The 25418-nt window shown below is 41.7% G+C and carries 9 protein-coding genes; 7 read left to right on the top strand and 2 right to left on the bottom strand.

Annotated elements, in window-relative coordinates:
* Positions 1 to 490: 490 nt before the first annotated feature.
* Complete coding sequence (locus J7338_RS16175; RefSeq protein ID WP_210798001.1) at positions 491 to 2518, bottom strand: S9 family peptidase; 2028 nt, start codon at positions 2516 to 2518, stop codon at positions 491 to 493.
* 95 nt (positions 2519 to 2613) lie between these two features.
* Positions 2614 to 3123 carry an RNA polymerase sigma factor gene (locus tag J7338_RS16170; protein WP_210798000.1) on the bottom strand — a complete coding sequence of 170 codons (510 nt, stop codon included), beginning with the start codon at positions 3121 to 3123 and terminating at the stop codon, positions 2614 to 2616.
* Between the two features lie 197 nt (positions 3124 to 3320).
* Here J7338_RS16170 and J7338_RS16165 point away from each other — a divergent pair, with 197 nt between their 5' ends.
* The 7 genes from J7338_RS16165 to J7338_RS16135 all read left to right on the top strand — a co-directional run.
* Complete coding sequence (locus J7338_RS16165; protein WP_210797999.1) at positions 3321 to 5753, top strand: penicillin acylase family protein; 2433 nt, start codon at positions 3321 to 3323, stop codon at positions 5751 to 5753.
* 59 nt (positions 5754 to 5812) lie between these two features.
* A complete protein-coding gene (locus J7338_RS16160; RefSeq protein ID WP_210797998.1) occupies positions 5813 to 6043 on the top strand; it encodes an MbtH family protein in 231 nt (76 codons plus the stop codon).
* Positions 6044 to 6068: 25 nt separating this feature from the next.
* Positions 6069 to 11291, top strand: a complete 5223-nt coding sequence (locus J7338_RS16155) for a non-ribosomal peptide synthetase (RefSeq protein ID WP_210797997.1) — start codon at positions 6069 to 6071, stop codon at positions 11289 to 11291.
* 2 nt (positions 11292 to 11293) lie between these two features.
* Complete coding sequence (locus J7338_RS16150; RefSeq protein ID WP_210797996.1) at positions 11294 to 15724, top strand: type I polyketide synthase; 4431 nt, start codon at positions 11294 to 11296, stop codon at positions 15722 to 15724.
* A 116-nt stretch (positions 15725 to 15840) separates the two neighbouring features.
* Positions 15841 to 16692: a formyltransferase family protein gene (locus tag J7338_RS16145; RefSeq protein ID WP_210797995.1), complete on the top strand. Its 852-nt coding sequence runs from the start codon at positions 15841 to 15843 to the stop codon at positions 16690 to 16692.
* Positions 16693 to 16939: 247 nt separating this feature from the next.
* Positions 16940 to 19021 (top strand): TonB-dependent receptor, encoded by a 2082-nt coding sequence (locus tag J7338_RS16140; RefSeq protein ID WP_210797994.1) that lies wholly within the window; start codon positions 16940 to 16942, stop codon positions 19019 to 19021.
* 182 nt (positions 19022 to 19203) lie between these two features.
* Positions 19204 to 25418 (top strand): non-ribosomal peptide synthetase (locus tag J7338_RS16135; RefSeq protein ID WP_210797993.1); only part of this gene is annotated, 6215 nt, incomplete at its 3' end.

Genomic DNA, 25418 nt, shown 5'->3' with positions numbered 1-25418 from the left:
CGCTCAGATCAGATTTTAACTAAGGCTTGGATCAGTATTTAACTAGCATCAGATTTATTTTCAATTTTTGGATCAGAGTTTAATCAAGTCAATTTTTTGGTGGTTTTTCTTATCAATTTAGCGATTTAATCAGCTTTTAGCTCTTTGGAAAGGGGGGATTTTGATAAAAATGGCCGTTATTAGCCATTAATCAGAAAATATAAACCGATTTTTTACCAACTCTAACCGACTACAAACCACTTTTTTACCAACTTAAACGCCATAAACAGTGACTCAAACCGATTTTTTACTAACTCAATGACCAAAAACGTCATAAACCGAAATTTTACTAACTCGATTTTTTACAAAGTCCGATATTTGTGTAAACTTTAGAATATGTGAATGAGCACTCACTTTTTGTAAAGGGGGTTTACAAAAAGTGATCGAGAGTAAAGTTAGCGAGGGGAAATTAGGCTAACTGATCTAACTTTTTAAGCTCGCTAACTCCCTTCTATTTACTATGTTTATCAAACCACCATTGAATATAAGCTACTTTAGCCATCAAGTTTGACGGCCGTTTTGTTATGCCATGTGATGCATCGGGAATACGTACCATTGCAGTATCAACTCCTTGTAGCTTTAATGCTTGATAGAATTGCTCGGTCTCAGAAATAGGAGTGCGGTGATCCGCTTCACCAGTGAGTAGCATGGTTGGTGTTTTAACATTATCAACATAGCTAATTGGCGAGCGTTTCATATAATGCTCAATATGATCCCATGGCTTACCTGGGAACCAGTAATCGGCAAAGAATGGGTAGAAGTCAGCAGTTAGTACAAAGCTGATCCAATTGATCACCGGCTTGGCAACAACAGCGGCGGCAAATCTGTCGGTATGGCCAACAATCCACGCCGTAAGTACACCGCCACCTGAGCCACCGGTTACAAACAGTTTTGACTGATCAATAAAACCTTTGCCAATAAGCGCATCAACGCCAGTCATTAAGTCATCAAAATCGTTACTAGGATAATTGTGATGAATAGTTTGCGCGAACTCCTTCCCATATGAATCACTACCACGCGGGTTCATATATAAAACCACATTACCTTTAGCGGCAAATAATTGTATTTCAGCGCTAAAGTGTGGACCGTAGTTAGCGACAGGGCCGCCGTGTATTTCTAAAATAAGGGGATATTTTTTACTACTATCAAACCCAGGAGGGTAGGCGACCCAACCTTGAATAGGTAAGTCGTCATAACTTGATTTCAGCCAAATTTCTTCTACTTTTGCCAGCTGTTTATTGCCAAGCGCGTCGTCATTTAATTTTGTTAAACGTTGTGTTTTACCATTTTTAACTATTGCTATATCAGCAGGGCGTTGGGTATCAGCAAGCGTGATTGCCACATCTCCATCGTCGCTTATATCAAAGTCACCACCAGAATAAGGGCGACCGAATGAAACACTTCCTATTTTTTGTGTGATCACTTTTCGTTTGCCGCTACGTGGTTGATAAGCGAGTGCGGTTTGGCCTTCACTGGCGTAACTAAAATAAAGCCCTCTAGAATTATCAGCCCATTTAATTTGCTCGACACTGCGGTCAAAATCAGCGGTTAAACTTGTGGTATCACCCGATTTTAAATCGCGAATATATAGCTGGGTATTTTCATAATTGGTACGTTTATCATCATAACCGGTATAGGCAAGATAATGCCCATCTGGTGATATTTGCGGTTGCTGATCTGGACCTTCTCGGTCGGTAAGCGCTGTTATTTGTAGATCATTTAATGTCAGCTGATATATTTCAGAATTTGTTGGTTTGAGTTTAAAGTTAGTGTGGCGATTAGCCGAAAAATAAAGGCTGTTACTATCTTCAGAAAAGCTAACTGGCCCGCCATGATCAAAATCGCCAGAGGTTAACTGACGGGCATTACCGCCATTGGCATCAATAGTAAACAAATGACGAAAACCAGGCTTGGTATAACCGCCGCCATCGGCACGATAATACACGTCATCAATAAATTTAGCTGGCTCTGCCCAGCTGGCACCTTCAGGCTTGCCTGGTAAATTAATAGGGGGAGTAACTTTACTCGGTACAAATTGGCTAAACAGTAATTGCCGACCATTCGGTGACCACTGCAAACTTGCAGGGCTTTGAGTAAGATTACTAATTTTTGCAACCGCGCCTGTTTTTAGCCATTTTACATAAATTTGGCTACTGCCATCGCGCGTTGAAATAAACGCTAAGCGTGATTCATCAGGAGAGAGGACTGGTGAATAATCCATATGCACACCGGATGTAAGTGGCTGTAACTGTTTAGAACTACTATCGACAGACCAAATATTACTGACTTTACTATCGCTTTTAATGTCCATGCGATTACGAACAAAGTAGATGGTTTTACCGTCGTTAGTCATTTCAATTTGATTGGCATATTCAAGGTCGAATACATTTTCAAGCTGGAAAGTTTGTTCGGCTTGGCTTGCAAAAGTAGTAAAACTGGTTGTTATCAAAAGTGCAGCGATAGGGGCAATCAACTTCATTTTTATTCCTTGTTATTAAACAGTATGAGCTCTGTTATAAAGTAGGAATGGTTAAAAATATAGTGACTTGCGATGAATGCACATTGCACAATGTGTTAATGTATGAGCTCCACTTGACAAGAATGTATGACTTCTTTAATCATAAAATTAACAAGGGTTGGGGAAATTTTATAAACATTGGCGATTTCTTTTTGTTTGAAACGTCCGTCACGGTAAAAACTTATAATGTTTTGATGTCGAGTCGATAATTTTTTCATGGTATTGTTGATAGATTCAGATAGTTGCTTATGCGAATAATGTTCTTCTATATCAGAGTAGGAGTCGTGTAGCTCATCTAGTGGGATCCCTTCAATATCAATCAAAGCATCTCTTTTCTTCTTTCTAAGCATATCAATCGCAATATTCCGCGCAACTTGGTAAGTAAAGCTAGTGGTATTTTTTACGTCACTATTTTGTTGTTTACTCATGGTTGCTAATCGTAAAAAGGTCTCTTGTAATGCATCTTCAGATAAGTAAGGGCAATGCAAAATAGAGTTTAAAAACATCAGTAATTTTGTTTTATTTTGAGAAATAACTTCTGACCATTGAACTGCAAATACTGACACTGCCAACTTCCTTTGTATATTGAATAGATCCGCAACTGCGAATGTGAATAGTTATCAGTTGCTATTATTGTTTGGGTGCAGGTCAGTTGTCAATATAAAGTTGTAAAATATTAGTGAAATTTAATTGTTATTTTATTGCTTACTCATTCGTCTCTTTAAATAAGTTTTTTAGTTCCAATAAGTTAAGCGAGAAATAAATGAATTTTAAGTGTAAACACATAGCACTCATTGTTGTCATGGTTATGCAGTTGTTAATGGGGTGCTACCAAGGTGATGTTGGTGTATCAACTCAAGAGGCGTTGCCTTCTGAGCAGGTAATTATCAAACGTAGTCAATTTGGTATCGCGCATATCAAAGCAGATAGTCTTTATGGGTTAGGGTATGGTAATGCTTACGCACAAGCACAAGATCATGCATGTATTTTGGCTGATGGTTATCTGCGTATACAGGGACAGAGGGCAAAATATTTAGGGGCAGATAAACAACCTGATGACAATTACTATGTAATCTCTGATTTTGGATACAGGATTTTAGATGTACATGGCAGAACTGAACGGGCATATGCTGGTTTATCTGAGCAAACAAAGGCTTTAGCTGCGGGCTTTGCTGCGGGATATAATGCATATTTAGCTGCTGTAGAACGCGGGGATGAATCATTAGCAAGTGAGTGTGCAGGAGAAGAGTGGGTAAAGCCCATCACTGCTGTTGATGTTGTCGCGAATATATTAATGTTGGGGGTGCAAAGCAGTGCTGGGCGTTTTATGCCTGCAATGGTGAGAGCTCATCCTGGTACAGAGCAAGAATGGCTGCCAAAGTTAGTTACCAATGAACAGCAATCCTGGCCACTTGCAATGATGAAATTAAATTTAGATCAATCGCTACAAACTCAAGGTTCAAATGGATGGGCACTGGGCAAAGAAAAAACTCGAAATGGTAAAGGAATTTTATTAGCTAATCCGCATTTTCCGTTTAGTGGAAATTTTAGGTTTTGGGCGCATCAAGCCGAGCTTTCTGGGAAAATGAATGTAATGGGGGCATCGGTTGTTGGCTTCCCTGGTGTTGTTAATATTGGTTTTAATAATGAACTTGCATGGACACATACTTTCTCGGCCGCTAAGCATGCTGTTATCTATCGCCTTTCGCTTGATCCAAAAAACCCATTACGTTATCAAATTGATGGACAATGGCAAGAAATTGAGCCGCAGGAAGTTGAATTAGAAGTAAAAACAGCATCAGGCCCTATTCGCTTAGTGAAAACGATTTATCGCACCGATGTGGGGATTGTAATTGAGGATGCCCAGCGTTTCCCTTGGGATAATGAATTTGCTTATGTCATCAAAGAAACTAATTTAGATAGTTTTGATGCTATTGATCACTGGCTTGCGCTGAATCAGGCTGACTCAATGGCCGAGTTTAAAGCTACATTTAAACATTTTGATGGAATGTTATTTAATAATACCCTTGCGGTAGATAAGTTAGGTAGTGCATTTTATATTGATGACTCTAATGTTCCTGCACTTTCTACTGCTGCTTTACAATTATTGAGTTCACATCCACAAATTTCGCAAATATTTAAAAAGACAGGTATGCCTGTACTACCTGGGGATAAAAGTGAGCTCATTTATTCTCAAGAGGTTGACTTTGAAAACGCTCCGCAACTTGAGCGAACTGATTATGTGCAAAATGCGAATGATTCGTACTGGTTAACTAATGGGAAGTCCCCTTTGCATGGATATTCTCCATTATATGGGAAAGTTAATAGCCAGCAGTCCTTGCGGACTCGACAAAGCTTAGCGATGCTAGAAGCTGCGGATACTGACGGCTTATTTAATGGCTCTGAAGTAGAAATAGCATTATTAAATAACGAAACGTATTTTGAACGGTTTATGCCTGATCTTTTGCGACTGTGTGCTGATAATGCAGGTCAAAAAATGCACCTTAAGGAAGATGTTGTTAGTGTCGACCCAGCTTGTAATGCAGTAAAATTATGGGATGGAACATTTAATTTAACAGCTAGATCGGCTCATTTAATTTTAGAGTTTGCTGAACAGTTAGATTTCAAAGCTGATTTCTCTATTCCTTTTGACCCTATACAGCCGCAAATAACACCTCGTGTATTACGTCAAACTGAAACTGTTTTGCGCAAGCTATTAATTGCAGCAAAAAATGTTGAAACTGCTGGGTTTTCTTTAACCGAAGAATTGAGCAAAGTACAGTTTGTACAAAAAGGTGAACAACAAATTCCTTGGCCAGGTGCGGCACATAGAGTAGGGGGGTTTAATGTGTTCTCAACATCAACTCATATGGATTTAACCAGTTTCTCTACCAGCATTGAAACACCAATTGCAGACTTCATATCGGGACGTCCAACCTATTCGGGCTTAAGTAAGCGTGGTTTTGATATTAATTTTGGCTCTAGCTGGATGATGGTTGTTGAATTTACGGATAACGGCCCTCAAGCACGGGGGTTATTAAGTTTTTCACAATCAGCAAATAGTCATTCGGCCCACTTTGCAGATCAAAGTCATTACTACAGCAACAATGCGCACTTAATTGACTTACCTTTTACTGCCGATGCGCTGGCTACTCAAATAACAAAAGAGCAGCATTTGATTATTGAAAAAGACTAAAAATTTTTCACCGCTATACGTCACACCATCAATAACAAACAATGATCAGAGGACAGCACATGAGTTTTGATAACGAAGACGGTGTTTTTAAAGTATTAATTAATCATGAAGAACAGTATTCCCTATGGCCTGCTTATAAAACAGTACCGGGTGGTTGGACTGATGTGGGTATCGAAGGAAATAAAGCCCTATGCTTAGATTATATAAACCAACATTGGACGGATATGCGCCCTTTAAGTTTAAGAAAAGCAATGGCAGAGCAAGCTGCTCAGGGTCATGATGAAGTCTGACGTGCTAACTTTAATGGAGTAAATCATGACAGCTATTACCATCATGGATTATTTGTATGTCCATGTCGAGCAACAATCAGAGCAGTGTGCGCTGATCTGTGTCGACCGTAAAAATAAAATCACCTATAGCTATAAAGCACTTTATGCACAAAGCTTGCTTGTTGCCAGTCATATTGCGCCATTAGTTGCAGCAAAAGAACGTGTATTAATTCTTATGGATACAGGAATTGATTATGTTACTAGCTTTTTAGCATGTCAGTATTTGGGGGTTACAGCGATCCCCAGCTTTGCGCCAGAGTCAACTAAAGCGCAACATATTGCACGTACAGTAGGTATTGCTGAAGATTCACAAGCGACGTTGGTACTTACTAGTCGTCGTTTCGCAGATACCGTAAGTATAATGTGTGAGCAGCTTACGAATAGCCAAATGTTAGTAATTGATGAACTTAATGATTGTTACGAAACACCAGCTCGTTATGACGCGAAGCCAAACGACATTGCATTTTTGCAATATACATCAGGCTCTACAGCAAAACCCAAAGGCGTAATGATTAGCCATGGTAATTTAATAGCGAATGAGCGGGTGATCAGCCAGAAAATGCAAACAACCGAAAACGATATTATGGTGAGTTGGTTGCCACTTTTTCATGATATGGGCTTGATTGGTGGGTTATTACAACCTCTGTTTGTAGGTTTCCCATTGGTGTTGGCATCCCCTCGATACTTTATGGAGCGGCCAGCACGCTGGTTGCAACTTATTAGTGATTATAAAGGCACTATTTCTGGCGGACCTGATTTTTCTTTTCGACTTTGCTTAGATCGAATTAAAGCAGCTCAACTGAGTCAGTTCGATTTGAGTCATTGGCGAGTTGCCTACTCTGGCGCCGAACCTATTCGACATGACACTTTACTCGAGTTTGCGGATAAGTTTGCTGGATCTGGCTTTAAAGAATCTGCAATTTATCCTTGTTATGGTTTGGCTGAAGGCACCTTAATGGTCACGGGGAGTGAAGCTTTCAAAGGTGCGTATATACGTGCTTTTGATAATAACCAACTCGCGAAAGGAAAAGCAAAGAGTGTAAGGGCAAAAGATAGTCGCAATACGGATAGTTATAGCCATCAGGTTGGGTGTGGTTTGGTGGGAGCTGATCATACATTACGGATCTCGTGCCCTACGACGTTTGCAGCCAAAGCGGCTGGCGAAATAGGTGAGATCTGGTGTGCAGGTCCGAGTATCGCTTTGGGTTATTGGCAAAATGAGGTTGCTACAGTAGAGACGTTTGTTGAACTTGATGGTAAACGTTGGTTGCGCACCGGTGATGTCGGTTATATTTATAACGAGCAGTTGTTTATTTCAGGTCGACAAAAAGATTTGATCATTATCAATGGTCATAATTTGTATCCGCAAGATCTTGAGCGCAGTATTGAGGCCCAATTGAGCTTTGTACGCCAAGGAAGAGTGTCGGCATTCCCTATTCCTAGCAAAGAATCTGGTGAAGGGATTGGTTTAGCAATTGAAACGAGTAACCAGTATCGTAACCAAACTCCAGCTACACAAACAGCAATTATCATTCGTGACTTTATTCTTTCTGAATTTGGGCATTGTCCAGAACTTATCATTCTTTTAGACCAAGGGGGGTTACCTAAAACCTCTAGCGGTAAATTACAACGTAGCGCGTGCTTGAAATTATATACAGCAAATAAGCTCGCTGTTTACGGGGGATTTAGTCGTGAAGAGCTACAGCAATTAATACTGCAAAATTCAACAGATCATACACAGTGGAACAAATTTGAAAATGACATGGCCGCATTGTGGCAAGCTGTTTTACATTATCCAGTACGTGGCGATCAGGATGATTTTTTTGCGTTAGGCGGCAGCTCAATTAAAGCGGTGCAATTACTTACAAAAGTACAAAAAAAGTTTAATTGCTATTTAGATACAACGAGTATTTTTAGCGCTCACCGATTCGTTGATTTTTGTGTTTTAGTTAAACAAGTTCAAACTAAAAAAAACACCTCGATAATTATCGAAAAACAAGACTTAGTTGAGGCACCATTGAGTGCGCAACAACTCAGGCAAGTATTTTTATGGCAATTGCAACCGCATAGTAATGCAAATCACATAGGTGCGCAGCTCACGTTAAATGGCGTCGTAAATAAGGATGCTTTACAGGTAGCGTGTCAACAAGTGCTAAACGAACAAGCTATTTTGCGACAACGGTACTTTAAGAACAACCACGGACAGTGGCGACAAAGTACTGTAACGCAAACCCTTGATTGGCAGTTCGCAGATCTACGAGCGCAAAAAGAGAATGAGCAAGAAAGTGCTGCTTGGATAGCAGACTTTAGTCGTCAAACATTTGCTTTAGATCAAGGTGAAAACTTTAGGATTGGTTTAATTCGCAGTGCAGATAAGCGCTATACTTGGTTACTCTCAATGCATCATATTGCTTCTGATGCGTGGACATTTGAGTTATTGATTGAGGCAATAAGCAAGTATTACCACTGCCTTTGTCTTGGACAACCGTTACCAACAAACCAGCCAGAAATAAGTTACAGTGATTATGCTGCTTGGCAACAAGACTGGTTGCTATCAGAGCAAGCTAGTGCGCAATTAGCATACTGGCAAGCACAATTGCAAGGCGCTGGAGATGAAGTGCTTTTAGCGCCGCAACATCATCGACAACTCGATGTAGTGCCATTAGCTACAACCATGTTGACAGTTAATTATCAACAGGTACAAAGTCTTCAGGCAGTGGCACACCAGCAACATGCTAGTTTATTTATGCTGCTATTAAGCAGTTTACAAGTATTGTTTTATCGCATAGCAGGCAGAGCAAAACCACGGATCGCAATTGCAACAGCGAATAGACAAAATGCGCAAGTGCAGTCTTTAGCTGGTTTTTTTATAAATACCCAAGTGATCACGGCAGATATTTCCCCGCAGCAAAGCTTTGAAAGTGTATTGGATGTTTGTAAAGAAAAAGTAATGATGGCGCAGGAAAATCAGGACTACCCGTTTGAAAAATTGGTTGAAATATTAAACCCTGAACGCCTTTTAGGGCAAACACCTTTGTTCCAAGTTATGTTTAATCACGTTGAGTATGATTTTAATGGCTTAGCGTCACTGCCTGAATTGACGTGTGCACAGATCCAATCATTGCCCCATGAAGCGCAATTTGATTTTAGTGTAGATTCACGGTTATTTGCTGATGGCGAGCTGGCTCTTGAGCTACAATATAACAGCGCATTATTCGACAGTGATTATGTAGCAAAAATAAAGGCTTGTTGGCACACACTACTGACACAAATTATCCAACAGCCACAACTAGCAATTGGTAACTTAGTACCGACCCAAAACACAAAGCAGTGGTTACAGTTAGGACAAGGGAAATGTAGCCAGTTACCTAAAACTAATTGGTTAACGTCGGTATCGCAACACGCGCCAGATAGCACTGCAATTATCTATCAAAATACGCATTACAGCTATGGTTGGTTAGAACAAACAGCGAATTGTTTAGCGCGGGGGTTAATAGCCTCAGAACTTGGCTGTAACCCTGTTGTTGGGGTGATGCTACCAAGAACTCCTATTATGCTTGCTTGTATATTGGCGTGTATAAAAGCGCGTGTTGCTTATTTACCCCTTGATATGAGCCTCCCTAAGCAAAAGTTGCAACACATGCTACAAGATAGCGCTTGCCAAGGAATCTTTGCTGATCAATCACAAGACATTACCGATTTTTCTGGTGCATGGTTATTGCCAAATACGTTACTGGGTAAGCCACACCAAGGCACTGACGTACCTTTTGTTTTTAGTCACGTTGAGCAGGTTGCTTATTTAAATTATACCTCTGGCTCAACCGGTCAAGCCAAGGGGGTCGCTATTAGCCATGGCGCATTAGCACTTTATATAGAATCAGCCAAAGAATTTATTGGGCTTAGTAAAGAAGATGTTGTACTGCAATTTGCTACTGCCAACTTTGACGCCTTTGTGGAACAACTTTTTCCAACGTGGGCTATTGGAGCGAGCATCGTATTACGTGATGATAACTTATGGGATGCGCAAACGCTCTACCAGCAAGCTTTACAACACAATATATCAGTAATGGATTTAAGCGCAGCGTATTGGCGAAGTATTGCTGCAAGCTGGGCTAAACAGCACACACCTATTGTTTTGCCTCATTTACGCCAAGTTCACTCCGGCGGTGAAGCAATGTCGGTTAATGGGATTGCTGATTGGCATGCCGCTGGTCTTGGGCATGTTCGGCTGTTAAACACATATGGGCCCACTGAGATAGTAGTGGAAGCAGCAATTTACGACTGCCAATCATTAGCAGCTAATAGATCTGTCCCATTGGGGACACCTTTACAGGGGCGTCGTTTGTATGTGCTTGATGATAACTTAACGCTTGTTGATGAAAATCAAATTGGTGAACTTTATGTTGGTGGTGATATTTTAGCCCGTGAGTATTGTCATCAACCAGTACAGACGGCGCAGAGGTTTATAGCGGACCCATTTATAGATAGTGGCGCGCGTATGTATGCAACGGGAGATTTAGTTCGTTGGCAAGGTGGACAATTACATTATGTTGGTCGACGTGATCATCAAGTTAAAATACGGGGCTTTAGGGTTGAATTAAGTGAAATAGAGCAGCACTTATGTCAATTATCTCATGTAAACACCGCCGTAGTAGTAACACAAGATGCTAAACATGGTTTAGAGCTTATTGCGTATGTTGAAAGTAGTGCAGAGCAATCATTAACCAGCGCTAATTTAAAGCGGGCGCTTATTGAGCAATTACCCCATTACATGATACCGAAACACCTAGTTATTGTGCCTAAATTACAAGTGAATAATAACGGCAAATTAGATCGCCATAACTTACCTGCAATTGCAGATACTGCTACAGACGCCCCAATAGAAATAGCGAGTAATGAAATTGAACAGCTTATTAGCTTAGCTTGGCAGCAACATCTTAAGCTTGGTTTGATTGACCGTCAGGCTAACTTTTTTGATGTGGGTGGGCATTCATTATTATTAATGGCGGTACATGAAACATTACAAAGTCATTTTCCTAAATTACAGCTTACTGAGTTATTTACTTATCCGAGTGTGGCGAGTTTAGCTGCGTATTTATCGGGTTGTGCGGTAGGCGATCTGTCTGCACCAAATACTCCCTCAGCCGACAAACAAAAGCGTGGCATGAATGCATTGGCTGCTCGTCGTAAAAAAGCAAGAGAATCTTAATTATGTCAAACAGAGAATATAGTGAATTAGACATCGCGGTCGTTGGTATGGCTGGGCGTTTTCCTGATGCAAATAACGTCGAAGAGCTTTGGCAAAATATCGCGAAGCAACATTGCAGTATCACACCATATAATGATGAACAACTGCGTGGCGCTGGGGTAGACAGTGACACGTTAGCGGATCCTGACTATGTTAAAGCAGGGATCCCGTTCTCAGGGATTAAAGCGTTTGATGCTGGCTTTTTTGGCTATAGCCCCAAAGAGGCTGAGCAACTTGACCCTCAACAGCGTATTTTTTTACAGACGTGTTGGCATGCATTGGAAGATGCAGGCATCACACCATGTGCTAATAATTTAACAGGCGTCTTTGCTGGGTGTGGAGTACCGAGTTACTTACTGCAAAATCTGTTATCAAATAACACGCAAAATGACATAACGAGCTTGTTAGCTTTAACAAACGGTAATGATAAAGATTCTTTAGCGACGCGGGTGAGCTATGGGCTCAATCTTAAAGGCCCGTCGGTCACCGTACAAACAGCCTGTTCAACCTCGTTGGTTGCCGTTCATATGGCATGCCGTTCACTGCAAAACTTTGAAAGTGATGCAGCACTCGCTGGCGGTGTATGGCTAAATTTGGCATTCGAACAGGGGTATCATGCACCCGCAGGGGGGAGTTTATCTCCCACTGGACAGTTAAGTGCCTTTTCAGAAAATGCCGATGGTATCTTAATTGGTAGCGGAAGTGCAGCAGTGGTATTGAAGCGTGTTGAAGATGCCCGCAATGCTGGCGATAGTATTTTGGCTGTGATCCGAGGTTCAGCGGTTAATAACGATGGTAAAGATAAAATTGGGTATACGGCACCGAGTGTAACAGGCCAAGCCAATGCGGTGACTGCTGCACTTGAATTTGCTGACGTGGACCCGAGCTCAATTGGATATATTGAAACACATGGTACAGGTACTAAACTGGGTGACCCGATCGAAATTGCTGCTCTTAGCCAAGCCTATCAATCTGATAAAAAACAGTATTGTGCCATTGGCTCGATTAAAGCCAATATTGGGCATTTAGACTCAGCTGCGGGTGTCACAGGTTTGATCAAAGCCGTTCAAGCTTTGCGATATAAGCAATTGCCCCCAAGCATTCATGCCAAGCCGTTAAACCCAGCAATCGACTTCTCGACGAGCCCATTTTATGTCAATGACACATTAAAAGCATGGGAAACTGATACACCTCGCAGGGCGGCTGTTAGTTCGTTAGGGATGGGGGGCACCAATGCGCATGTTATTTTAGAAGAATATGTTCTGCAGGAGCAACCGGAACCAGCAGAGTTAACACGCCGAGCGCCCTGGTATATCTTACCTGTGAGTGGAGCGACTAAAAATGGGCTGAATGATCAGGTTGCTGCGCTTCAGAATATGTTGGTTGCACAGCCACACACTGTTCCAGAAGCTGCCGCGCAATTACAACAAAAGCGTGCCGCACTCGCCTATAGAAAAGCATTTGTGGTCAAAGATCACGAGCAAGCCGTCGCGATGTTAAGCCGTGACGTTGTGGCAATGAAAACGACGGATGTGCGTATTGGCTTGTTGTTTTCGGGACAGGGCTCTCAGTATGTAACTATGGCTCAGCCATTGCTCAAATATAACGCGTATTTTAAATCTGTGTTTAATGAAGCGCTAAGTCATTTTTCTGAGCAATTACAACAGCAACTTACTACGGTATTTTCACCTGAAGATGATCAAGTTCTGATAGCGAACCAACTTCTGAACCAAACGCGAGTGACGCAGCCGGCATTATTTATTGTGGGTTATGCGATGGCGCGCACATATCAGGCATTAGGTGTAACGATCACTGGCATGTTGGGACACAGCATTGGTGAGTATGTCGCGGCATGTTTGGCAAATGTGATGTCATTAGAAACAGCGGTTACCTTGGTGACGGCCAGAGGAGAAGCGCTTCAAGGTATGGCACCTGGTACGATGTTATCTGTCGTGGCTGATGAGCAAAGTCTTGCCCCTTATTTAACTGCTGAGCTGGATATTGCCGCGTTAAATAGTCCGACTAATACCGTGGTTGCTGGGACAAAAGAGGCGATAAGTGCATTACAAACACAACTAAAAGCCGAACAGATAAGTTGTACAAGGCTCCATGTATCTCATGCATTTCATAGCCATTTAACTGAGACGGTTTTACCGGAGTTTAAAGTCGCTTTAGAGAAAGTCCACCTAAGCGCGCCTGATATTGCGTTTGTGAGCAATGTCACCGGACAGTTGATCACAAATGCACAAGCAACATCGGTGCAATACTGGTTAGATCACATTCGTCAGCCAGTAAAATTTGCAGAAGGGGTGCACACGTTATCTGAGCGTTGTGATGTGCTTATTGAAGCAGGGCCAGGTGATACGCTGCAGAAATTGGTGCAGCAAGTGGGCATACCGAAAGAGCTGACGGTGTTAAACTCTATTGCCCATGTACGCGATATGAAAGGCGTCATCGCGCCTTTTGCTAAAACGGCTGCAACGTTATGGCAGTTAGGGTTAAATATTGATTGGCAATATGTTGGAGAGTTGACTCCGAGTACATCTAAAGTACTGCCTGAATACCAGTTTAGCCAGGAAGAATATTGGGTTGAGGTAAATCAAGACCGAACTGTGTCAGCGACACGTGAAGCTGAGTCATCCAGTTTACAGCCGCAATTATTGCAACCTATTTGGCAGCAACAGCCGTTGCATGTTAAGCGTCAAGATTTGAGCGCAGAGCACTTTTTATTATTGGCTTCAGACTCTCATGTATGCAGCGCACTAAGTACGGCGCTTATTGAACGTGGCGCTCAATTAACCATGTTATGGGCAGTACAAAGAGGTGATGCAGAGTTTACGATTCAAGAGAATGGCCACATTAATTTTGATCACACAAACCTCACTCATTGGGAAAAGCTACATGCTTATTTAGCGGATGATACACAGGTAACACATTTTGTAGATACGCGCTTTTTTGTGCCGGCACAATCGGATGATGTCATTGGTTATGAGGCATTACTGCCACTGGTACAGCACTTAGTTGCGACCTTTAATGTGCGATTAAGTGTGTTAGCTACCCAGTTGTTCTCAGTATTGGGCGATGAAAGTTTATCACCAGAAAAGGCCACGCTTTTGGGTCTAACCCGTGGGTTGCCTCTAGAGCACAATACGGTCACACGTGTGATTGAATTTAAAGATGCAGATATTGCCTTCAATGAAGATGTATTGACTAAATTGGTGACTGATTTAGTGGAAGATAAGCCAGAACATAATGAAATAGCTTATCGTGGTAAGCAACGTTTTGTGCTTAGTCAGCAAGCCATTCCTACGAGTGCTGATACATCGATTGAGTCGGGTGTAACGTTAATTACCGGTGGTTTGGGTGGTGTAGGGTTACATCTGGCTAAATACCTAGGTGAGCAAGGTCACAAACTTATTTTGCAAACTCGTGGTCAGTTTGCACCTGAGTCTCAGTGGCAAGCATTACAACAAGCCAGTGATACTGATGACAAGCTGCGTAAGCAGGTAACAGGGTTATTATCACTGCAGGCGAAAAATGTTGATGTAATGGTGATCACTGCTGACGTATTGGACGTCGTACAGCTTGGGCAGTCTGTAAAGTCAGCTGAGCAGCTATTTGGTACGATCACGCATGTTGTACATAGTGCCGGGCTACCAGGTGGTGGTTTCATTGCTGGAATGTCAATGGAGCACGCTAGTGTGACCTTATCGAGCAAGATTCAAGGTACACAGAACTTATTACAGGTATTTAAAGAGCATGCTTTACAGCAGTTCGCTGTGTGTTCTTCTTTGGCCTCCGTATTGGGCGCATATGGGCAAAGTGATTATTGTGCGGCCAACGTGTATTTAGATACATTGGCTCAACAACCGTATAACTTCCCTGTTGTCAGTATTAACTGGGATGCTTGGGCTCAAACCGGGATGGCCGCTAAGTTTGACTTGCCTGAGGGATTAGGACTACAAGGTGATATTGGCGCTGCCATGCTGGCTGATATTTTTGCAAGTGGTCAGCCGCAAGTGTATGCCGCTAGCATGAGTTGGTCACAACTAGTACACGTAACACGTGAGGCGGAGCGGGCGATTTTAAACCCTAAAACGAAGCCAACGGGACATGGACGCCCAGACTTAGACACCGAATATGAAGCACCTGAGAGTGAACTTGAACATAAGCTAGTAGCTGTTTGGCGCGAGTTTCTTGGCTTTGATGAAATAGGGGTATTTGATAGTTTATTTGCCTTGGGCGGTGACTCATTGATAGCCATTCAAATGTTGGCGAAGGTAAAGCAGCAGTTCTCTATTGAATTAGAGCCTGCGGAGTTTTTTGAAGATCCGAGTATTGATAACTTGGCTTATATTATTGAAGGAAAGCTCATAGAGCAGCTTTCATCATAGAAGAAAATGCTAGCCCAAATCTGCATAGATTTGGGCTTTTAACGTCTAGAGGTGGTATAGCATAGTCCGTTACAGGAGTTATGATTTAGCAACTACATGAAACAGGGTAATAAAATATGGAAAAACTAAAATTGGTATATGTCTGCTCTTTGCGTAATGCAGCGGCAGATATGGCAGGTAGAATGGTTGAATATAAAGGGGGGACCCGTTATATGGAGTCACCGTTAGAGCATTTAGTTAAGCAACTTAACAAGAGTGAATTGGGTGATAAGTATGAGCTGCAAGCTGTTATTTTTGATGATGATTTAACGCATACATTGGATCGTGAAAAATTAAAAGGTTATGGCACTTCACGGATTGGGTGCTACGGCGAGTGGATTTATCCGCAGACATTAAAAGTAGGTAATAGGGATGTTGATGAGCTCTTATGTTGTATTCCTTCAAGTTATAGAAAATTATCACGAGGCTCACAAGCTTGGCGAGAAGGTAAGCTGAACTTTGAACAACGTTTAGAGAAGAAGTTGGATGAACTAGGAGCTGATGTCGTGTTATTAGATGGACTCATTGTGATCTTAGATCAACTTGCTAGTGAGGATAGCGCATATGCTAAGCGTATCGTCAATATTCACCCAGGGATCACAAGGGAAGGTTCACTTTATCAGCGTAGAGGCGCAACAGCGACACTTGATGCTTTATATGGTGCGCAAGGTAAGCAGGTTACAAATTGGAAAACAATGGATATGATTGACACGGATGTGGTCGATAAAACGGGTGCTTCACTGCACTATATCGATCAAGGAATAGATTCAGGTCCTGTTATTCACGATGTATTAAATACCCCAATTACACCTACAGATACTATTTTTGAATTGCGATGGAATAATTTTCAGCAGAGTTTATTTCCAGCCATGACCCAAGGGCTATATGAGTTAGCTCAAATAGACAGATTCGAAACAGAAAAAATGTAACGTCATTCACGCGCTAATTTAAACAATATCGCCATCATTTGGAATACAGTTTATTGTTGATTTTACATTACAGCGGTGGGGTGGTGTTTTTATGTCTTTTTGAGGTTAAATTTTTACAGGTGTGGCTGGCTTTTTTATCTCGTTGTCTATTGAATTATAATAATAAAATTAATTACTATTTGTATTAAATTTCTTTCTATTTAGTTCGTCTGTCGTTCGATTAACTACTATAATTTAGGATGAAATAATGAATAAACTAGCATTTTGTATGTTTCCGGTTGCCTTAGCTGTGTCGGCAGCTGTTTCAGCAGATGAAAAAGAACAACTTACGTCGATTGAGAATATCGTTGTTTATGGTGATAAAGCGGGTCGCTCGTTAAAAGATACTACCTCTTCGGTTGCGGTAATAACGAGTGAAGAGCTAGCCAATGGGCAATCAGATTCATACGTCGATATTTTGTCGGATATTGCAAATGTGGTTTTTTCAGATAGTTTACCAAGCATCCGCGGTATTAAAGGAGAAGGTATTGCAACGGGATCATACTCTTTCACTTCAGGTGCTAAAGCGCGTGTTGCAGTGATAACCGATGGCGTTTCAGAACCATTTGTCGCAACATTAACGGGTGATCTTGGTTTATGGGATGTACAGCAAATCGAAGTATTACGTGGGCCACAATCATCTAATAGTGGCCGAAATAGCATGGGGGGGAACGTTTATATCACCACAAACACACCTTCTATGGATAGACTGGAAGCAGCTGTAAGAGCGGGGTACGCCAGCAAAACGAATAGTAAAGAGCTTTCAGCTATGGTGTCCGCACCTATTATTGATAATGAACTCGCGTATCGCTTTACTGTACAAAATGTTGACAGAGAGCACCACTCACAGTTTCAGTTAGCTGACGGTGATTCATACCCTTTTGATCCAAAGCCAATTAGTATGACGCGTATTAATGCTAAGTTACAATGGACACCATCACAAGTTGATGGGTTGGACATGTTATTGAGTTATGTTGATTCGCAAGAAGAAGGATTCCGCTATTGGGGTTTAGGCGGACCAGACCTGTCTAAACGTATTATTTCATCACCGAGGAAAACCGACACGTCATATGCACGTGATAAAGAAGTAAATAGTGAACATACTTATTTAAAAGCATCTTATGAGATAAGTGACAATTTTGACATTGAATTATTGGTGTCAGATGTTGATTATAGCTACGAGTTTCATCAATACCCACTTGTCTGGCATGTACGTATGGATGATGAAAACCAAACTATCGATGGTAAATTTAGCTTTGCTTTTGATGATGGCTTAAGTGGGCACTTTGGTGTGTATAAATATGATCGTGAACAAGCTTTCTTTAATAAAGGAGTTTATGAAGGGGATGATGAGTCTTCATCAGATGCTATTTATGGTGAAGTAACGGTGAGTGTTTCTGAACAAGGCCAAATTATTGCAGGTGGCCGAATTGAAAAAGAGAAGCAACATCGTGAACTTAGACCGGCATTCGGAGCATCATTTATTATTGCCAATGATGAGACGCTTTATTTACCAAAAATCGCTTACTTACATACTGTTGATGAAGAGCTAACGCTTGGTCTTAGCTTCCGCAAAGGGTATAACTCAGGTGGTGGTGATTTTAGTTGGATTTCTTTTTCAGTATACAGCTATGACCCCGAGTATGTTGATACGTATGAGTTCAGTGTGCGCAAATCATGGGGTGAGACATTAAATCTCGCAACGAATATTTTCTATAATAACTACTCGGATTATCAAGTTATAGGAATCGGTGCATCAGGTCGACCAGATGATACAATTATCCACAATGTTGAAGATGTAAAAAGTTATGGGTTTGAAGCGGAATTAACTTATGCGGCGACAGATTCACTGACATTATCAGGTAGCTTTGGCTCATTACATACTAGTATTGAAAAAGCCAATAGCAATAATCAGCACCTTTTAGGCCAAGAGTTACCGATGGCACCAAGCGCGACGGCAAGTATTGGCGCTGATTATTGGTTGACAGATAATGTTCAATTTAGTTTGAATACTCGCTATACAAGTGCTTATCAAAGCAGGATCCTAGGAAAGGATTCTGCAGAAGCACAAAATAGTCAGTCAGATTTATATCAAACGGATAGTTACACTGAAACACGTTTTTCAGTCGCTTATATTGCCGACAATTGGCGAGCAGATGCGTATGTTAATAACGCATTTGACCAAGTGAATGAAACGAAAATTGAGCGTGCGTCAGTGACGGGTGTAATTACCTCTGGTCAATTAACAGAGCCTCGAACAGTTGGTTTTTCTGTGACATATAATCTGTAATTCTTTATTATTAATGTACGCTGTGAGAAAAATAACCACAGCGTACATCTTACGTTCTAACATGCTCCTCTTTTGTCTCTGTTACACAATAAAATAAAGCACCACAATGCTTGATTTTTCAGGTTTCTATTCGTCTAGCTCACATATTAAATTCGAACCAATTTATGTTGAGTGGAGCCAGAATGTTACGGCAAAGACGTACCAGAAAAAACAGACAACTTTCTTCTTTATCGGAAGCTGATAAAAATAAACTACAGCAGATGATCAGCGGTGCAAACTCTGGCGTCGCCCCACATATTTCAGAGCATATCGCAGATGGTGAGTTAGTTCCTTTAACACCAGCTCAAAAAATTCTTTGGTATGCTTGGAAGTTAGATCCTGAAAATACAACATATAACTTGGGTGGAGCATTACATTTTGAAGGTTTACTTGATAGCAGTCGTGTAAACAGTGCGTTTAAAACGTTGTGTCAGAAACATGATGCTTTGCGTATTAAATTTGTAGAAGGTGAGCTGCAGGATGTTTGGCAAATTGATGGGGGTGATCAGACTTTCACTTTTTTTGAAATAACTGCGACTGATTTAGCGCAACGAAATGCACAATTAAGGCAAGTCGTTGTCCAGCCATTTGACTTGGTTGAAGGACCATTGTTACGAGTTGGTGTGGTCAACCAAGGTAATGATAGTAGTTTGCTGGTCACGCTACACCATATTATTGCTGATGGTACTTCAATGCAGCAGCTACTGGATGAATTCGTCGCTATTTACGTAGCCTTGAGTGAAGGGACTGCGCTGAGTGAAACGGATGAAAAAGTGGGTTATCTGGGCTTTGCAAAGTGGTTAAACAAGCAAGACCAACAAGATTTATATGCGAAACAGTTAACGATTTGGCAGGAGTTATTGCAAGCCGATGAGCCGCTACGATTACCTGCCAATAATCAAGCGCGCCATGCTGGGCAATATAGTGTTAAAACCGAGATCCAAGTATTGGATGAACCGGTATGGCATAAGGTTTCAATACTTGCTAAAGCAAACAATGTGACGCCATATCTGGTGTTACTGACTGCTTGGCAAGTGCTCTTATCACGTTTTGCTAATGCAACTCGTGTTCAAGTCGGGGTGCCAGTGGCTAATCGTCACCTAAGTGAAACATTTAATCTTGTTGGCTTTTTTGTTAATACCCAAGCTATCCCATTGACTATTGAGCATCATGAGAGCTTTAGTTCGTTGCTTGATCAAGCATCGCATATTGCAAAAATAGCACAGGGTAATCAGGATTTACCCTTTGAACATTTACTAAAGGCGTTAAAACCCGAGCGTCAAACGGGTGTTCATCCTATTTTTCAAGTGATGTTCAACTATCTGCGTCGTAATAAAAAGAGTTTGCAACAACTGGGTGGTGTAGCACTGCAGGACTTTGAGTTTTACCGTTTTGGTATGCCATTTGATTTGCAGTTAGATGTCATTGAAGAAGTAGGTCAAGAAACGACGTTAAATTTGATGTATGCAAATGAGTTGTATAGTCCTGAATTTGCGCAGCAGTGTTTACATACATTTCATGTGGTGTTAAGTGAGGTATTAGCGCATATTCATGAACCTATGTCGCAATTACCTTTGTTGGCTGAGCAAGAGCTACAGCAACTTGCTGCTTTGCATATGGGCCGTGAAAGCCATCCATTTAGCACCTCAATACAGCAAATCATACATGAACAAAGTCAACGAGTTCCCACCGCAATAGCGGTGAGCTTTGAAGGGAAGACACTTACTTACGAGCAGTTAGATACGCGAGCAAATCGCTTGGCTCATTGTCTGTTAGCAAAAGGTGTCAGTGCCGAAGACAAAGTGGGCGTATTGTTTGAGCGCAGCGTGGATATGGTTGTGAGTTTATTGGCAGTGTTAAAAGCGGGGGCGGCGTATGTACCCGTTGACCCTACGCTACCAATAGAGCGTATTGAGTATATAGCGAAGAATAGTGGCTTGGCATTATTTCTCACAGATAACTCGGATAAGAAATTTCCCAAGCTTGCTGATATTGCCCCGATGTTGTCAGTTGAAACAGGTGCGCTAGAGCAATATGAGGTAGCAGTACCTATTTTGACCACGCATGCTGCCCAATTGGCATACGTGATCTATACATCTGGCTCAACGGGTAACCCTAAGGGCGTAGGGAACACACATGAAGCAATTTACAATCGAATTGCTTGGCAGCAGTCAGTGTACCCCTTATCAGTAGATGATGTGGTATTACAAAAAACCCCATTTGGTTTTGATGTTTCTGTATGGGAGTTTTTCTGGCCATTGATGTTTGGTGCTAAATTGGTTGTAGCGAAACCTGAAGCACATAAAGATAGTACCCAATTACTCGATGTGATTATATCTGAACAAGTGACGACCATACATTTTGTGCCTTCAATGTTACAGGCATTTATTAGCCATGAAGAAGTTAGCAGCGCAACGAGTATCAAACGTATTTTATGTAGTGGTGAAGCGCTGCCAAGTGAAGTGCAGGCAAAGGCGTTACAGCTGTTACCAAATACTGAGATCTATAATCTATATGGCCCGACAGAAGCGGCGGTTGATGTGAGTCATTTCAGCTGTCATGGAGATGCAAGCTTGTCTGTTCCTATTGGCAAGCCGATTGATGGTATAGAGTTACTAGTACTAGATAGTGCATTGCGATTGAGCCCTATTGGCATTGCCGGTGAACTGTATATTGGCGGTATTGGTTTGGCTCGTGGCTATTTACATCGATCCGATTTGACTGCAGAGCGTTTTATCGCAAACCCGTTTTCTAATGATGGTGCGAGACTATATCGCACTGGAGACTTAGTGTATTGGAATGAGCAAGGTCAACTAGAATATTTAGGCAGAACGGATCACCAAGTAAAGATCCGTGGCTTCCGTATTGAATTAGGTGAGATAGAAGCCCAGTTAAGAAAACTAGCAGGTGTGAATGAAGCTGTGGTGATAGCGGACGATACATCATCAGGCAAACGTTTGGTTGGATATCTATCTGGACATGGTGAGTGTTTGGCTGATGTGGAGGCGTTGAAAACAACGTTAGCGACGCAGTTACCAAATTATATGGTACCGAGTGTCTTAGTGGTATTGCCGGAGCTGCCAACGAATAGTAACGGTAAGATTGACAGAAAGGCGTTACCTAAAACAGAGCTACACAATCAAGTAGCTTATGCAGCACCCGAAGGTGCGCGAGAAACATTACTTGCTCAGATATGGAGCGAAGTGTTAGAGATAGAGCAAGTGGGGCGTCTTGATAACTTCTTTTCCTTAGGCGGAGATTCAATCAGCAGCTTACGTTTAATTGCTTTAGCAAAAAAACATGATATTACATTAAGTGTTCAAGATATTTTTGACAGCACCGATTTACATGCCCTTGCACAGCTGAGTCTCACGTCAAATGGAAGCGCCATCTCACCGTTACTTAGGGCTGAAAGTGCGCATCAAACGCTCTCTTATGCACAAGAGCGTCAATGGTTCTTGTGGAAGTTAGCACCAGAGAGTGATGCTTATCACATTACTGGTGGTTTGATTTTAGAGGGGATGTTGGATTTTACTGCGCTGCAAAATGCACTCGATTACATTCTTGAAAAACATGACGCATTACGTACCCGATTTGTTGAACACCAAGATGCAAGTGTTACGCAAGTTATTGAGCATGATGTTAAAGCAGATATTCAACGTTTAGATTGTGCCAGTCCTAATGCCGATCCAGAAGCCTTCAAATCAGGCTTAGTGAGAACACCTTTTGATTTAACTGCGGATCAATTATTGCGTGTTGGCTTAGTGACATATGCAAACGACAAGCATGAATTAGTGGTTGTGATGCATCATATTGCTTCTGATGGCTGGTCGGTAAACCTTATCATTGCGGACTTTGTAGCCGCTTACTCAGCAACGATAAAAGGACACGTATTAGAAGTAGAAGTGCAACCTCGTTACAGCGACTATGCTCATTGGCAAAAACAATGGCTGGAAGAAGGAGAAAATGCGCGACAGTTAGCATATTGGAAAGCTAATTTAGGTGATTCACATCCTGTCCTAGAATTACCTGCCGACTTACAGAGTAACCAGCAGGAATATAGCAATGGTATAGCGGTTCACGCTATACCAGTGACATTAAAAGCGCAGTTAAATAATTATGCGAAAAGCCAAGGGAGTACCTTGTTTGCCGTATTGATGAGTGCATGGCATATTTTACTGCACCGCTATAGTGGTCAATCCGATATCCGTGTGGGTATGCCTATTGCGAATCGACAGCATACTGAAAGTCAGGGCATTGTTGGCTTTTTTGTCAATACGCAGGTGATCCGTAGTGAGTTATCAGCGGCTATGACATTGGCACAAGTTGTTAAAGTGATTACAACGAGTCTTCAAGGTGCTCAAGCACATCAAGATTTACCATTTGAAAAGCTAGTTGATGGGCTGGGTTTAGAGCGCAACCTTAACCGTTCACCTTTGTTTCAGGTGATGCTCAACTACCAAAGAAGAGAGGAAAATCAATTATCACAACTGTCTGAATTGACCATTAGTGAAGCCACATTGCCAACTAATAGTGCACAGTTTGATTTAGTACTCGAGGCCATTGAAAACGCTGAAGGTGACGTGACCTTATATTTAAATTATGCCGTTGAACTATATAGTGAAACTAGGGTTCAAGCGCTGGTTGATGGGTTAATGTCGATACTCACTGAGATTGCGTTACACCCTGATAAAACGGTAAGCGATGTGGCTGTGTTAAAGCGCGATGTGGTAGATAAGGTGATCACGCTTGGACGCGGTAATGAATGTGAGCAACCTAAAGCGTTGTTACATGACAATGTACACTATCATAGTGCTCATAATCCGAATAAAGTCGCACTTAGATTTAGGGATGAAGTTGTCACCTATGGGCAGCTAGTACATCAAGTAAATAGACTCAGTGCTTACTTACAGGCTCAAAATATTGTTCCAGAAGATCGCGTTGGTGTTATTTTTAGTCGAAATGTCGATATGGTTGTGAGTTTACTCGCGATTCACCAAGCGGGTGCGGCGTATGTGCCTATTGATCCTAATTTGCCAAGTGATCGCGTAGAATATATTGTTAAAAGCAGTGCTTTAAAGTTGATCTTATCTGATGGTTCTGCGGCAAAGTTTGCTGAGTCAGCGCAGCTGCTGAATGTACATGTGTTACAGGACATAACATATGCTTCAGACAATGTGTGTCAACGTCCATATATTGCTCAAGATAACTTAGCTTATGTTATTTACACGTCGGGCTCCACTGGTCAGCCCAAAGGGGTTGCAGTAACTCATCAAGGATTATCTAACTATTTATCTTACGCTCAGAAATCCTATTTACCAAATGTATCATCAAGTCTAGTGAGCTCTACGCTCTCTTTTGATGCGACGGTAACGAGTTTATTAGTGCCGCTGTATAGTGGTGATACAGTGACTTTATTGCCGTCAGGAGATGAAGAGTTAAATAATCTCATTAAGCATTTACAACACAATACAGAGGCAACGTTATATAAAATAACACCCGCTCATATCGATGCCATTATTGCTAGTGAATTACTCACTCCATCAGAGCAAGCACATTGCTTTGTTGTGGGGGGGGATAAGCTATTGGGCGCAACAGTTGCTCAATTAAGAACAATGTTTCCACAAGCTCAGATCATTAATGAATATGGGCCAACCGAGACCGTTGTTGGGTGCTCAATATTTAATATTGAGGGCAACTCGAGTGAGCATAGAGATGTTATGCCGATCACGGATGCAATTGATAATACGCAGTTATATGTGTTGAGTGATGCATTAACTTTGATGCCAATAGGTGTACCTGGTGAATTATACATCGCAGGTGAAGGGCTCGCGAGGGGATATTTAAGTCAAGGGACATTGACTGCTGAACGATTCATTGCTAATCCATTTAGCGATGAGGGAACGCGTTTATATCGAACCGGAGACTTAGCCCGTTGGAGCTTTGATGGAGAGCTTGAGTATTTGGGGCGCACAGACCATCAAGTGAAAGTGCGAGGCTTTAGAATTGAATTAGGTGAGATAGAGGCCAATTTATGTAATATCGACATGGTGCATGAAGCGGTTGTAATCGCAGATCAGACAGAATTAGGCACTCAATTGGTTGCTTATATTGTCGCGGATGATGAAGTCGAGTATGACGTATTAAAAGAGATATTACGTGATCATTTACCGAGTTACATGATCCCAGATGTATTTGTCACACTTACACATTTGCCATTGACACATAACGGTAAAGTTAATCGAGATGCCTTACCTAATGTTGAACGAAATATGGACACTACGTTTGTTGCCCCTGAAGGTGAGCAAGAGAGTATGTTGGCCGCTATTTGGTGTTCAACGCTCGGGCTAGATCAAGT

This window comes from Pseudoalteromonas ostreae, from assembly GCF_018069805.1.
Taxonomy (GTDB): domain Bacteria; phylum Pseudomonadota; class Gammaproteobacteria; order Enterobacterales; family Alteromonadaceae; genus Pseudoalteromonas; species Pseudoalteromonas ostreae.
Note: the sequence above shows the minus strand (reverse complement) of the source record. Positions and strands in the feature narration are given on the sequence as shown.